Here is a 13,936-nt window from a genome sequence, read left to right as displayed (position 1 = left end):
ATGGTACTGCACACGAAAGAGTGCGGGAGAGTAGGACACCGCCGGACACCAACCACAAAAAAAGGGGGACCACCACGGTCCCCCTTTTTTCACGTCACACCCACACAAAAACCACGGGCAGTTCTGGGATCACCGGAATCACCCGGACGGTGATCGCCTATCGTGGATACATGGGATCTGACGCCGTGCCGGCCGTGCCAGAGGTCGTCCCGCTACAAATGCCCGACGGAACAGTAACTCCGATCAGGGTTTTCAGCGGCGTTGCCGGACGGCCCGTCTTCGTTGTCTGGCCAGGCCTCGGCCTGCCCGCCGTGTATTACGACAAGTTGGCGGTGGAGCTGACTGTCCATGGCTTCAACGTCGTCGTGAGTGAGATCCGCGGTCAAGGTTCCAGTGAGCCAACCCCGGACCGGGAAAGCAACTTCGGCTACCACGAGCTGGTCGCCGTCGATATGCCCGCGGCGTTCGAAGTCGCGCACGAACGGTTCCCTGATAGCGCCCCGTACGTACTCGGCCATTCGTTCGGTGGGCAGCTAGCCATGCTGTATGCGGCACGGGTGGGGCACGAGATCGCAGGCATAGTGCTAATCGCGGCGGGATCGCCCTATTACAAGACGTTTCCCGGGGCGCGCGCGCTGGGGCCTCTGGTAGCGGGAAAGGCCATGTCCCTCACGGCGAGCATCGCCGGATATTGGCCGGGTGACAAGGTGAACATCGCGGGGTTCGGCCGTCAGCCGCGACTGCTTATCTCCGATTGGAGCCGTTTCGCACGCACCGGGCGCCTCGCGCCCGGGGGTGCGGATATCGACTACGAAGAGCGGCTCCGGGAGATCACAGTACCCGTGCTCTCCATTTCGCTGTCGCGAGACGACGTGGCACCGTCTTCCTCTGTGCAGCACCTGGTGGGGAAGCTCGAGGCGGCCACGGTAACCAATTGGCGCAATCCTGAGCGCCGCAACCATCTTGACTGGATGAAGGCTCCCGCCGCGATTGCGGATCGGATTGCCTCATGGCTAGGCGAGATGTACTAGCACTGCGCCCAGTCTGAGGGTCGCTATTCGGCCGAGATTATCGGCCAGCCCCTCGTGCTCCCCTTATTGCGTGGCCTCCGTGCCTCACGTGCTATTCGTTGCGAACGTTGGTTCGGTTAGATAAGTGATTGGGTAGTCGGGCCTGTTGTGCTCGAATAGGGGCCTGCTTCGTATTAGGGGATTTACCCGCTACAGCGCGTTTCTCATCGAGTATGCGCTTGACATTCGTCTTTCTTACACTAAGTGACTATTTCTCGACGCCTGGGTGGCTGTAAGTCACGGATTGTCAGATGTGGTTAGAGATAGTTCTGTGATCTACATGTTTACCTGCAGTTGAAATTGGTACGCGTATGTTTCGGGTTTGCTCTTCCATATTCGGGTTATAGATGCTGGAATAGCGTAGACGCTCGCGGGCGTCGACGATGAGTCCAAGAAATCAAGGAGTGAATATGGGAAGCCTGGAAGCTTTCGGTGCTTTTTTCGGCGCGTTTGATGCGTTCTTCAACTTCCTCGACTTTTTCGGCGGCGGTGGTGAAGGCGGCGCCGGTGGTGGCTTCGACTTCGGTAGCTGAATGAGCTCAGCTGTTGACTGACACGACGCCCGGATCTCTCGATCCGGGCGTCGTGCGTTTCAATGAAAGCTGCGTTACGGCTGAAGCTACCGATCCGGCGGAGTCCACCCGCCGAGCCCTGCTTCGAGTGATTCGGCGACACGCAACGCGACGTGATCGTTTCCGGGTGCAGCTGCAACTTGGACGCCCAGTGGCAGCCCCGCGCTGTTGACTCCAGTCGGGACTTGGGTGACTGGAAGTCCCAGAATATTGAACACGACTGTGTTGCTGGCTAGCCAAGGCTGTCCGTATGTTGTGAAGTGCCGCGGCGCAGGCCTTGGGAACGGCGGAAAGAGCAGAGCTCCGTCGCCCAGTGCTTCCTGCAGCCGGTCAGCGGACTCCCGAGCGCTGTTGATCAGTCGCCGGGCCGCCAGGGTCCTGACCCGCCGGGCGGGCGCTCGTTCAGCCAGCCTCAGCAGTGCTACTGGTGCCGCGATCGCGGAGGTCAGCAGCGATGACGGCGGCGCGACTGCGGGGCCGAGGATCCCGGCGACTGTGCCTGCCACGTCCAGCGTCGCTGTGAACGCGGCGAGCGCTTGGGCGATAGTCCAGCGTAGTGCGGGCAGTGACATCTCTGTGACGACCGCGCCCTGGGTTTCTAGGATGCGCGCGGCGAGGTACCTGGCCGTTTCGACGTCAGCGCGCGGCTTTGTCAGTGTCGCGTCGACTGCGAGAAGTACGGGCAGCCCCGCGAGAGAGACGGAGGCAGGATCGCGCAGCGGGAGCAGCGTGGTTTCCGGGTCACTAGGGTGCGGTCCGCTGAGTGTGGTGAGCGCGGCGTGAAGATCCTCGGCATGACGTGTCACCGGACCGAAATACAAACTGCGGCGTACGTCGCCGACCGCCATCGGAAAGTGTCCCGTTGTGGGAATAAGCCCGACTGAGGGCAGGTGCGCGAACACGCCATTGAAGAAAGCAGGGATACGGAGCGAGCCGCCGAGGTCCGAGCCGACGGACAGCGCGGAACCGCCGCAGGCGACGGCTGCTCCGTCGCCGCCCGACGAGCCCCCTGCGGTGCGTCGCACATCGTAAGGATTGTTCACGCGGCCGTAAAGCGGGTTGTAAGTCTCCATCCAGAAGACCGGGCCGGCTGCATTCGTGACCCCGAGGATTATCGCTCCGGCGGACCGTAGCCGGGCGATGGCAGGCGCGTCCTCGTCTGCGCGCAGCTTGCGCCGATGGGGGAACCCGGCACTGTTCGGCATGCCGCGCACCGCGATGAACTCTTTGACCGTGCAAGGGACACCGAGCAGTGGCGGCAGCGGGTCGCCCCGCCGCGCTGTGCGCAACGTGGTGTCAACGGTGTCGGCTTCGCGCAGGGCCTCGCTGAAGCGGTCACTCGCGATCGCGTTCAGGTGACGGTAACGCTGCAGTTGCTCGATGTGCTCTTCGACAACGCGGCGGGCAGACAGTTGCCGCGTCGCGACGGCGTGGGCAAGTGCGCGCGCGGACATGTCGGTCACGCGGCCCTCTGGTGTGCCTCGTGCGGCACCTTGTGCGGCAAGCTCCGTCATCCCAGCTCCTCAGCGTTGAGTACTGGTACGCCAACTGTTGAGACTGTGGCAAGTATGTACCACTGGGGAATGGGATACCTGAGATTGCCTGAATTGTCGCACTACTCTCGATCGCCACATTTCCAATCCGACCCATCGCAGGACAGCTCCGAAGCACCCGACTAGGATTTTGTATCGTGGCTGCACATTATGACGTTGTTGTTCTCGGAGCTGGGCCCGGCGGATACGTTGCGGCGATTCGCTGCGCTCAACTCGGGCTGAAAACCGCAATTGTGGAAGAGAAGTACTGGGGCGGGGTGTGCCTCAACGTGGGCTGTATTCCCTCGAAAGCGCTTCTGCGCAACGCGGAACTCGCTCACATCATCACCAAGGAAGCCAAACTTTTTGGCATAGAGGGAGAGGCAAAGCTCGATTTCGGGGCTGCCTACGATCGTAGCCGGAAGGTTGCTGACGGCCGCGTCAAGGGTGTCCACTTCCTGATGAAGAAGAACAAGATCACGGAGTATGAGGGGCGTGGGTCCTTCACCGACGATCGCACGATCTCCGTGGAACTTTCGAAGGGCGGCACCGAGGAGGTCACCTTCGACAATGCGATCATCGCGACGGGCACCGAGACAAAGCTGCTGCCGGGTACGGAACTCAGCAAGAACGTTGTCACGTACGAAGAGCAGATCATGACGCGCGACCTGCCGGGCTCAATTGTCATCGTCGGCGCTGGAGCTATCGGCATGGAGTTCGGTTACGTGCTCGCCAACTACGGTGTGGACGTCACCATTGTGGAGTTCCTCGATCGCGCACTCCCCAACGAGGACGCGGACGTCTCGAAGGAAATTACGAAGGCCTACAAGAAGCTGGGAATCACGATCAAGACTGGCGCTTCGGTGCAGAGCATCGAGGATGACGGTTCGTCGGTCACTGTCACGATTAAAGACAACAAGTCTGAGAAGACCGAAACCGTCTCCGTTGACAAGGTGCTGCAGGCCGTTGGCTTCGCGCCGCGAGTTAAGGGCTACGGTCTCGAAAACACCGGAGTGCGGCTCACTGAGCGTGGCGCGATCGATATTGACGAGCGCATGCGCACCAGCGTGCCCCACATCTATGCAATCGGTGACGTCACCGCGAAGCTGATGCTCGCGCACGTGGCTGAAGCAATGGGAGTGGTCGCCGCTGAGACGATCGGTGACGCTGAGACGCTCGAACTCGGCGACTACCGGATGATGCCGCGCGCTACCTTCTGCCAGCCGCAGGTGGCAAGCTTCGGGCTGACCGAACAACAAGCCAAGGACGAGGGCTACGACATTAAGGTGGCCACCTTCCCGTTCATGGCCAACGGCAAGGCTCACGGCCTCGGTGACGCAACCGGCTTTGTCAAGCTAATTGCCGATAAGAAGTACGGGGAACTCCTCGGCGGCCACCTCATTGGCCCGGACGTTTCGGAGTTGCTGCCCGAGTTGACTCTTGCGCAGAAGTGGGACCTCACAGTCAACGAGTTGGCGCGCAACGTGCACACACACCCCACACTCAGCGAAGCTCTGCAGGAAGCGATTCACGGCCTCGCGGGGCACATGATCAACTTCTAGCAGTCATCTGACCGCGAACGCGGGGATGTGGCAAGCCGATACCGAGGTAACGGCCCCACATCCCCGTTTCTGTCTCTGAGCGTTACTTCTTCCTTCGGTCACGTTCGATGCGGAGCGACTTGATCGTTGTCGCAAGGGAGTCATATTGCCCGACGAGCATGACGATCTCGATCAACTCCCGGTTCTTGAAGAACCGGGAGAGGCGCGCCCACGTTTCGTCGTCGATGTCCTTCGTCTGGATAAGCTGGTCGACGGCAGTCAACAGCGCTGCATGTCGCACGGACCATCCCGGTGCTGTGGGTCCTTGCTCGATGCGCTCGATGATTGCGGCGCTGAGGCCGGCGCGTTTGCCCAGCCGTTCGTGGTGGTCGTATTCGTACTCGCAGCCACGGAGATACGAGACCCGCAGGATCATCATCTCCACCTCGTATCGCGGCAGCGACCCAAATGGCATCAGCCGCGCCGAAAACATCAGCCAAGCCCGGAAAAGGCCCCTGGATTGGCCAAGCGTGCTGAACAAGTGGACATCGTCGACGCGCATAACCCGGGCGGCGAGGCGGCTGAATCCCCAGTTGGCCGGGCCTAGCTCGGCGAGGGTGCCGGGTGTGATCCGGGGCTTCATCGGCACAGGACTCCTTAGTCAGGTTGGGGCGTGGTGAGGGACGCATGCTCCCGGCGAGCGACCTCCAGTGCTTGGGGAACGTTGCGTCGCACCGCCAGGTCGACCACGCGTTGCGCGACCGGTTTTATGTAGCGTAGAGGCCGCGCGTGTCCGGGGGCGGCGACGACGCGTGAGCGACGTGCGATTCCCTTTTCAAGCGCGGAGATCGCAGATCCCAGCGGCGCAACTGCCGGCAGGTGCGAGGATGACGTCAGTGTGTGCGCGGCTTGAGTACCGAAGCCGCGACTCGTCATATCCGTGTCGATCCGTCCGAAATACGCCACACCGACCCGGGCTCCGTAAGGGCGAAGCTCGGCGCGGAGGGTGTTCCCGAGGGCTTCCACGCCCGCTTTCGAAGCGCTGTAGGCGCCGACAAGTGGGAGGTTGATGACCGCCGCGAGCGAGGACACGAGCAAGAAGTATCCGCGCTTGTGGGCGACGTGTGGGGCCGCCGCGTTGATGGTGTTGTAGGCGCCGCCCAGATTGACCTCCATCGTCCGCCGGAAGATCTCCGGGTCGCCACCCACGAGTGGGAGTTGTGCGGCGATGCCCGCGTTTGCGATAACAATGTCCAGGCCGTCCAGCGCACCTGCGATGTCCTCCACTGCGGTGCGCAAACCGGGCAGGTCTGTGACGCTGCACTCGCGCCATGGCGCGCCACCGCAGTGCGCAGAAACTTCTTCCAGCAGGTCAGGCTCCAGTCCAGCGAGACCGACATGAGCGCCGTGGGCGGCGAGTCGTTTCGCGAGCGCAGCTCCGATTCCGCGGGCCGGACCCGTAATGAGCACGCGCCGCCCGCTGAGTTTCTTATCTAGTCGCCCCGTCACGCCACCACCATACGTGGCAGCTGCTCATGTCACCGGTGTTCGCGTCAGGTGGCAGGCGAGAGCGCCGCGCGGTATGCGGCCCAGCCGCCGTAGCTCGAAATGTCTTCACCGGCGGGGTCGCTGCAGCCGAAGCCGACCACCCACTCGCCAGTCTGCAACTCCACTTTCCCGAGCGTCATAGGCCGGGGCAGCGCTGCGAGAAAGGCGCCCAGTCCGGCGTCGGGCAGCCGCCACAGTTCGCCTGCGAGCGAGGTGCCGCCGGCGGATCTGACAACGGCGGGTTTAGGTACGGGTCCCGGTAGCGCGAACATCCGGTACGAGGGTGCAGTGCTGACGTCCGCCCGGAATCGCCCGCCTGCACGCACGATTTCGTGATTGAGAGGGAAGCCGCGCATGTGTGCCCCGAACACAGCTACGTCGGTGCCGGAGCTTACGAAAAGTTCACTCTGGGTGCTGGTGAGCATCGCCGCGATATCAATGGCAACCTGATCGGCGAAGGCTCGCGTAACAACGGAGACGCCGAATAGGCCACCATCGGCCGTGCCGGCTGGAACCGCAACCGCTGCCATATCGAGGAGGTTCAGGAAGTTTGTGAAGGTGCCCATCATGGCGTTGACGCCAAGTGGGTCGGCCGCTACCTCTGCCAATGTGGGGTGTGCCGGGGCAGTGGGAACCAGTAACGCATCCGTGTCGTCAAGAAGCAGCCGGGTGCGCTGTTTGAGCTCACGCAGACGCTGCTGGTCACGCACGAGTGCGGCGCCCGAAACCGCCTTCGCGGAACGGGCGATGCGTTTCACGGCAGGGTCGGCGGTGACATTGTCCCGCGTCACGAAATCACCGAACGACGCATAGCGCTCGGCAACGAGCGCGCCCTCGTACAGAAGCTTCGCGGCGTCGAGGAACTCGGTGATATCGAGTTCGGTGATTGCCGCACCGGCTGCCTCCAGGCGGTTGACGGCAACTTCGAACGCGGCGAGGGCGGTGGGGGAGAGCGCTGCGAGGTTGTGGGGTGCCGGGATCGCAATCCGCGGTGTGGGCGGCGCGGCTAGTGGTGCGTTGGCCGGCCATTCGCGGGCCGCCGGATCCGTCGGGGACGGCCCGGCCATGGCGCGCATGACCCGCACCGTGTCGGACAGCGCCGGTGCGAATGTCGTGACACAGTCGTAGGACGGACACGCAGGCACAACACCGTCGACAGGAATGAGCCCCACGGTTGCTTTCATACCGAAAATTGCGTTCAGTGCGGCTGGCACCCGGCCCGATCCAGCGGTGTCAGTGCCCAGCGCGAAGTCGGTGATCCCGAGCGCCACGGCTACCGCAGAACCAGAACTCGAGCCGCCGGCGATCCGCTCGGGGTGATGCGCATTGCGGCATGCGCCATAGGGGCTCCGCGTGCCGACGAGGCCGGTCGCGAATTGGTCCATGTTGGTCTTGCCGATGACGATTGCACCTGCGTCGATGAGTCGCTGCACACTAGTGGCGGACTGGGCGGGTGTGTAAGCGAACTCGGGGCACGCGGCTGTGGTGGGGAGCCCGGCGACATCGATGTTGTCTTTGACCGCGAACACGGTCCCGGCAAGCGGAAGGTCGGGATCCACGGTCTCAGCCTCGCGGAGGACGTCGTCGACGGGGCGCAGGTGTATCCATATGTCCGGGCGGCCTGCTTCAGCGATCCGGGCGTAGGAACGCCGAACACGCTGGGCGGGTGTGGGGGTCATGCCAGGCTCCAATTCTGTCGACTGATAGATATTGTGGACCGAAGAATGCACCCGCTTCCAGTGGAATTCTGCCTCCGTTTTCCGGAGGCAGAATTCCACAGTTCGCGGGCGCGGCTTAAATCGTCATGGCAGCCCGAACCTCACGGGCCGCCTCCGTGCCGCCTGCGCCACTGGCAGTGACCCGCCCCGACTCCAGTACGTAATACGTGCTCGCTGCACGCAGTGCGAATCCGATATGCTGTTCCACCAGCAGCACACCAAGACCCCCGCGCTGGGTGAGCGCGAGAATCTTCTCTTCGATTTCCTGAACCACCGATGGCTGGATACCCTCTGTCGGCTCGTCCAGAATGAGCATTCGCGGTTCAGTAATCAGGGCCCGCGCGATCGCTAGCTGCTGGCGCTGTCCGCCCGACAGCAAACCTGCTCGCCGGTTCAGCAAGGGCTGTAGTGCCGGAAAAAGATCCAGTGCCTCAGCGACCAGCTCCTTGCCGCGCGACCGGCCGTCCGCGACCACTTGCAGGTTCTCCATCGTCGTCAGTTGCCCGAATGATTGCTGCCCCTGTGGGACATAAGCCAGGCCCCGCTTGACGCGTGCGCTCGGGCGCAAGGCCGTCACGTCCTCACCGTCGAGCCAGACGCTGCCACGGGACACCTTCAGTAACCCGACGGCGGCACGCAGCAGGGTCGTTTTCCCGGCGCCGTTGTGTCCCATGATCGCGACGACACCATCAGTCGGTACCTCTATCGACGCGTCATAAATGACCGACGTCTTTCCGTACCCGGTGCGGATACCGCGCAGCTCAAGCATCGCCGCCCTCCTCGAGTTCCGTTCCCGCCGCCGCAGCGGTGCCCAAATACACTTGCTGCACCTTCGGGTCTGCCTGCACCTGCGCAACGGTGCCCTCGCTGAGGACCTTGCCGCCGTGCAGGACTGTCACCGAGGTTGCGAACTCGCGCATGAAATCCATGTCGTGCTCGACAACGACGACAGTGCGTTCGCCACCGATGCGGCGCAGCAGGTTGCCGGTCTCTTCGCGTTCCTCGTGGCTCATGCCTGCCACGGGTTCGTCGAGGAGCAACACCGTCGAGTTCTGGACCAGAAGCATCCCGATCTCGAGCCACTGCTTCTGGCCGTGCGCGAGCACGCCAGCGGGCACGTCTCGCAGCGTGCTCAGCCCGGTCACCTCAAGAGCTTCCTCGATGGCCGGCTCGATACTGCGCCGCGAACGCAGCAGGGCGAAGGGGGAGCGGTGCGCGCCGGCTGCGATGTCGAGGTTCTGCAGCACCGTGAGGTTTTCGAACACGCTCGCGGTCTGGAAGGTACGGCCGACCCCGAGCCGGGCAATCTTGTGCGCACGCTTGCCGATCAGCTCAACGCCAGACTTGGTGACCGAACCTGTGGCGGATACCAGCCCGGTGATCGCATCGACAAGGGTGGTTTTGCCCGCCCCATTCGGCCCAATCAAAAAGCGCAGATCGCCCTGCAATAGCGTCATGCTCACGCCGGATACGGCTTTGAAACCGTCGAAATCAACAGTGAGATCAGTGATCTCGAGGTACTCCGAACCCATCCCGGCGTTGCCGCCGTAAATGGGCTGGTGCTCGGCTTCTGTGGTCACGGGGTGGCCTCCTTCCGCTTCTTGCGGCGGCGCAAGAGGAACAGGGATGCGATGCCGCCGGGCAGGAAACCGACGACAAGAATGAACAACGCGCCTTGCGCGTACGTCCACGCGGACGGGAACTGTTCGGAGAGCGACGTTTGCGCCCACGCCACGGCAATGGCGCCGAGGACGGGCCCGAGCAGCGTGGTCCGGCCACCAATCGCGACGCCGATGATGAAGGCGATCGAAGCAAGCACCCCGACGTCCTGCGGGGTGATGATGCCGACGATAGGTACGAAGAGCGCACCAGCGATCGACGCCCACAGCGCCGCAACGACGTACGCGACGAGTTTGATGTTCGCGGGGTCGTAGCCGAGAAACCGCACACGTTCCTCTTGGTCGCGAACCGCAACGAGTAACTCACCGTAGCGGCTGTTCATCAGCTGGCGGGTGATCAGCATGATCACCAGCAGCGTGCCCGCCGCGATGAAAAACAGCATGCGCTTGTTCACGGGGTCGTTGAGCGTGAACCCGAACCAGGTGCGGAAGTAGCTGATGCCGTTTGATCCACCGAGCGTGTTCTGCTGGCTGATGAGCAAAATGGCGAAGGCCGCGGCCAGTGCCTGGCTCAGAATCGCGAAGTACGCACCCTTCACGCTGCGCTTAAAGATCCCGAGCCCGAGCAGCAGCGCGAGCACCCCCGGTACCAGCACGATCATCAGTAATGTCGCGAACGGGCTGGTGAATGGCAGCCAGAAGGCTGGCAAGTCGCGCTGCCCGCCGAGTTGCATGAAGTCCGGAAGTGCGCCGGGACCGCCGCGCAACTCGGCGTCCGCGAGCTTCATGTGCATAGCCATCATGTATGCGCCGAGGCCAAAGAAAACGCCCTGGCCTAGGGTGAGCATTCCGCCGCGCCCCCATGCGAGGCCGATGCCAACGGCGACGATCGCGAAACACAAGAACTTCCCGAGCAGATTCAGGCGGAAATCGCTCAGCGTCGCTGGCGCGACAACAAAGAGCAGTAGAGCGCCAATCCCGAAAGCGAGCCAGATGCCGTAGCGATCAGAGAACGACCGCACCGGTGCCTTGCGCGGGCGTGGCTTCTCCGCGTCGGGGGAGTCTTTCACGAGAGTGGTAATCATGCGAGACTCCTTGTCTTGACGCTGACGAGGCCTTGCGGGCGAACCTGCAAGAAGATGATGATCGCCACGAAAACGAGAACCTTCGCGATACTCGCTGTGGTCGAGTACTCGATGACGGCATGCAAAACACCGAGTGCGAACGCGGCGATGACGGCACCGCGAATCTGGCCGAGGCCACCCGCGATGACGACGAGAAACGCGTCAACGATGTAGCTCTGACCGATTGTCGGGCTAGTGGAGCCGATCAGCGTCAGCGCGACCCCCGCCACACCCGCTAGCCCCGAACCGATAAAGAAGGTGGTGATGTCCGTGCGCCGGCTGGAAATACCGCTCACTTCAGCGAGATCACGGTTCTGCACCACCGCCCGGATCCGGCGTCCCATCGACGTGTATTTGAGCGCGGCCGCGAGCGCAGCGACACAGACGAGCGCGAGGATCAGGATGAAAAGCCTCGACTTGGTCATCACCACACCGAACACTTCGATGTTGCCGCGCAAGAATTGTGGCGCAGCCACATTGACGGCGGGCGCACCGAAGATGTCGCGTGCGACCTGCTGCAGAATCAGGCCCACTCCAAAGGTGACGAGCAGGGTGTCGAGCGGCCGGTGGTACATGCGCTTGAGCAGGGTTGCTTCAAGGATGACGCCCATGATTCCACCGACGCAGAAACCGACGATAAGGGAAACGAACAGCGACACACCTGCGCTCGAAATCACTTGCTGGACAACGAATGCTGTGTACGAACCGGCCATGATGAACTCCCCATGCGCCATGTTGATGACGCCCATCTGGCCGAACGTGAGGGAAAGGCCCAGCGCGATCAGCAGCAGGATCGAGCCGATACTCAGGCCGGTGAAGAGCTGGCTGGCGAGAACGTCCATCGACGGCGTCCAACCTTTCGTGAGAGATCTGATGCGGGGCGCAACTCGGGGCTCGCGCCGTGACTGAGACACGAGCCCCGAACTGGCCCAGCTACTGGATCAGTTGCCGGACAGGCCCTCTGCCCACTCATAGGACTCGAGATACGGGTCCGGATCGATTGGGCCGTCCGACTCCCAGATGGTGTCGATGAGGCCTTCGCCGTTGATCACGCCGATGCGCGATGTCTTGGTGATGTGGTTGTTGTCGCCGTTGATGGTGACGGCGCCTTCCGGGGCGCTGAAGCTCACGCCATCCGCCGCTTCTTGAACGTCCGCGACGTCAAAGGACTCAGCTTTTTCAACGGTGGCTTTCCACAGATACACCGAGGTGTACGCCGCTTCCATCGGATCCGAGGTAGGTTTGTTCTCGCCGTACCGTTCCTTGTACGCGGCAACGAACGCCTGGTTCTCAGGGGTGTCGACAGTTTGGTAGTAGTTCCATGCCGTCAGCTGGCCCTCAATGTTCTGTACACCGATGCCGCCCACTTCCTCCTCGGCGATGGAGACCGAGACGACTGGCATGGTTTCCGGGCTGAGGCCCGCGTTTGAGTATTCGCGGAAGAACGCGACGTTAGAGTCGCCGTTGAGCGTGTTGAACACAGCGTCCGCGCCGGCGGTGCGCACCTTGTTGACGATTGTCGAGAAGTCCGTCGAACCCAGCGGTGTGTAGTCCTCCCCGAGGATCTCGATGTCGTTCGCTTCGGCATATGCCTTGATCACTGAGTTCGCGGTGCGCGGGAAGACATAGTCGCTGCCGACGAGATAGATCGATTCAACACCCTGCTCTTTCAGGTAATCGAGCGCAGGGACGATCTGCTGGTTGGTGGTAGCGCCGGTGTAGAAGATATTCGGTGACGCTTCGAGGCCCTCGTACTGCACGGGGTAGTACAGCAGTGCATTGTTGTCCTCGAAGACAGGCAACATTGCCTTACGGCTAGCGGAGGTCCAGCCGCCAAAGACGGCTGCGACGCAATCCTGCCGGATCAACTTTTCGGCCTTCTCGGCGAATGTCGCTGGGTCGGATGCGCCGTCCTCACCGACGATCTGAATCTGCTTTCCGAGGACGCCACCGTCGGCGTTGATCTCTTCAACGGCAAGGCGGATCGAGTCGCGAACGGTGACTTCGCTGATCGCCATCGTGCCGGATAGCGAGTTGAGAGAACCCACTTTGATGGTGTCGCCGCTGGTGTCTACACACGATTCCGCGGTGGCGGCTGCTTCATCGCCGGCGCGACTGCCGCACGCGGTGAGGAGTAAACCGATCGCCACCAATGCAGTAGGGGCAGCGACTATGCGCCTGGACAACCTCATCGGCACACCTTCCGTTCCTTTTCATCGGGTGCCTCGCCGCAACGGTGCGACGAGGCCAGTCCCGGGGAACGCTATTGAGTGCCTGTTTCGGTCAAGTGACCAGTTGTCACGGTGAGGTGAATCACTGTTACCGCACGGTAAACAGTCGCAAAAGGTGCGTTTGGAGCAGCGCGAGCCGATAGCTCTCGGTGAGGTGGCGGGCGCTGGGTGAAGCGCCAGCGCCCGCCCGCGCCGTCGTATTCTTGCGGCCGAGCCGCCTTCCGCGCGGACGACGATGGACACGGAAGAACGGATGCGGGCGATACGACGGCCCTCGGGCGCCGGCTCCCCGGTGGGGCGGGCAGTGGGACGGCGCCCGAAGCGTGGTTGTGCGCCGGACTATCCGAGAGGGACGGTCATCGCGCCATCGGAGAAGCAGCCCTGACCGGTTTGGAAATCGCCCGCGAAGCCGGGGCCGCCCGCACACGTGGGGGCACTAGTCCCAGATACGGTCACGGTGGCGCCTGGACCGGCGATGCCGATCGAAAGGCCGGGGTTGATACCCCATGTCTCGACAGTGGCTCCTGGGCCTACAGCGATCGCGGCCGGTCCGGAGAAGTTCGATGCGGCGCTGATGGCCGTGCCGCCGTCCGCCGCGATTGCCAGAGAAAGGCCGAACATCTCGGCCACCGCTGCGGCGTCACCGTCGAATCCGTATGCGGCGGCAGCGCTCATTTCGTCGGCGCTGGCAGTGCACGATGAGGTTGCCGAATCCGACATCTGAGCTGTGCCCGGCACTGCCGGGCACTCGACTGGCGCAGCGGACGCGGTGGGTGCGGTGAAAAGGGTGGCGGTACCGGCGATGAGAGCACCGGCAGCCCCAAGGGCGAGCCGGCGGGCTGGCATGTGTGCGGTCGTGGCAGGCATGGCATCTCCGTCATATTCAGTAGCTGTCGAAGCCTTACACCCTGTTTTCGGTGCCACCGCGGTCCTGGATGGGTGGCAGCACCACATTTCGTGAAAATCTGCACAACCCGCACA

General features: G+C 62.7%; 13 protein-coding genes. 3 read left to right on the top strand and 10 right to left on the bottom strand.

What is annotated here, in order from left to right; translation table 11 throughout:
- Positions 1-170: 170 nt before the first annotated feature.
- Together ONR57_RS08630 and ONR57_RS08625 are read left to right on the top strand one after the other, a co-directional pair.
- On the top strand, positions 171-1,031 hold the full coding sequence (locus ONR57_RS08630) for an alpha/beta fold hydrolase (RefSeq protein ID WP_265122786.1): 861 nt from the start codon (positions 171-173) through the stop codon (positions 1,029-1,031).
- A 449-nt stretch (positions 1,032-1,480) separates the two neighbouring features.
- Entirely contained in the window at positions 1,481-1,603 is a 123-nt protein-coding gene (locus ONR57_RS08625) for a hypothetical protein (protein ID WP_265122785.1), read from the top strand.
- A gap of 86 nt (positions 1,604-1,689) precedes the next feature.
- On the opposite strand, the gene ONR57_RS08620 is transcribed toward ONR57_RS08625, so the two are convergent.
- Complete coding sequence (locus ONR57_RS08620) at positions 1,690-3,156, bottom strand: amidase (protein ID WP_265122784.1); 1,467 nt, start codon at positions 3,154-3,156, stop codon at positions 1,690-1,692.
- A 176-nt stretch (positions 3,157-3,332) separates the two neighbouring features.
- On the opposite strand from ONR57_RS08620, the gene lpdA reads away from it, so the two are divergent.
- A complete protein-coding gene (gene lpdA / locus ONR57_RS08615; protein WP_265122783.1) occupies positions 3,333-4,736 on the top strand; it encodes a dihydrolipoyl dehydrogenase in 1,404 nt (467 codons plus the stop codon).
- An 82-nt stretch (positions 4,737-4,818) separates the two neighbouring features.
- On the opposite strand, the gene ONR57_RS08610 is transcribed toward lpdA, so the two are convergent.
- The 9 genes from ONR57_RS08610 to ONR57_RS08570 all read right to left on the bottom strand — a co-directional run bounded on the left by ONR57_RS08610 (position 4,819) and on the right by ONR57_RS08570 (position 13,822).
- On the bottom strand, positions 4,819-5,358 hold the full coding sequence (locus tag ONR57_RS08610) for a carboxymuconolactone decarboxylase family protein (protein ID WP_265122782.1): 540 nt from the start codon (positions 5,356-5,358) through the stop codon (positions 4,819-4,821).
- A gap of 14 nt (positions 5,359-5,372) precedes the next feature.
- Positions 5,373-6,224 (bottom strand): SDR family NAD(P)-dependent oxidoreductase, encoded by an 852-nt coding sequence (locus ONR57_RS08605; RefSeq protein WP_265122781.1) that lies wholly within the window; start codon positions 6,222-6,224, stop codon positions 5,373-5,375.
- Positions 6,225-6,268: 44 nt separating this feature from the next.
- Complete coding sequence (gene atzF, locus ONR57_RS08600; RefSeq protein WP_265122780.1) at positions 6,269-7,942, bottom strand: allophanate hydrolase; 1,674 nt, start codon at positions 7,940-7,942, stop codon at positions 6,269-6,271.
- A 115-nt stretch (positions 7,943-8,057) separates the two neighbouring features.
- The gene (gene urtE, locus ONR57_RS08595) at positions 8,058-8,750 is read right to left on the bottom strand and encodes an urea ABC transporter ATP-binding subunit UrtE (RefSeq protein ID WP_265122779.1); all 693 of its coding nucleotides are present in this window, start codon (positions 8,748-8,750) and stop codon (positions 8,058-8,060) included.
- A complete protein-coding gene (gene urtD / locus ONR57_RS08590) occupies positions 8,743-9,513 on the bottom strand; it encodes an urea ABC transporter ATP-binding protein UrtD (RefSeq protein ID WP_265122792.1) in 771 nt (256 codons plus the stop codon). The genes urtE and urtD overlap by 8 nt, the downstream gene beginning before the upstream one ends.
- Positions 9,514-9,557: 44 nt before the next feature.
- Positions 9,558-10,685, bottom strand: a complete 1,128-nt coding sequence (gene urtC / locus ONR57_RS08585) for an urea ABC transporter permease subunit UrtC (protein WP_265122778.1) — start codon at positions 10,683-10,685, stop codon at positions 9,558-9,560.
- The gene (gene urtB, locus ONR57_RS08580) at positions 10,682-11,566 is read right to left on the bottom strand and encodes an urea ABC transporter permease subunit UrtB (protein ID WP_265122777.1); all 885 of its coding nucleotides are present in this window, start codon (positions 11,564-11,566) and stop codon (positions 10,682-10,684) included. The genes urtC and urtB overlap by 4 nt, the downstream gene beginning before the upstream one ends.
- A gap of 99 nt (positions 11,567-11,665) precedes the next feature.
- Entirely contained in the window at positions 11,666-12,916 is a 1,251-nt protein-coding gene (gene urtA / locus ONR57_RS08575; protein ID WP_265122776.1) for an urea ABC transporter substrate-binding protein, read from the bottom strand.
- 378 nt (positions 12,917-13,294) lie between these two features.
- The gene (locus ONR57_RS08570; RefSeq protein WP_374116424.1) at positions 13,295-13,822 is read right to left on the bottom strand and encodes a DUF6764 family protein; all 528 of its coding nucleotides are present in this window, start codon (positions 13,820-13,822) and stop codon (positions 13,295-13,297) included.
- Positions 13,823-13,936: the final 114 nt, after the last annotated feature.

It is taken from the genome of Hoyosella sp. YIM 151337 (genome assembly GCF_026041215.1).
In the GTDB taxonomy this organism is placed as follows: Bacteria; Actinomycetota; Actinomycetes; order Mycobacteriales; family Mycobacteriaceae; genus Hoyosella.
The sequence above is the reverse complement of the archived record's forward strand: the minus strand, read 5'-3'. Positions and strand labels throughout refer to the sequence as shown.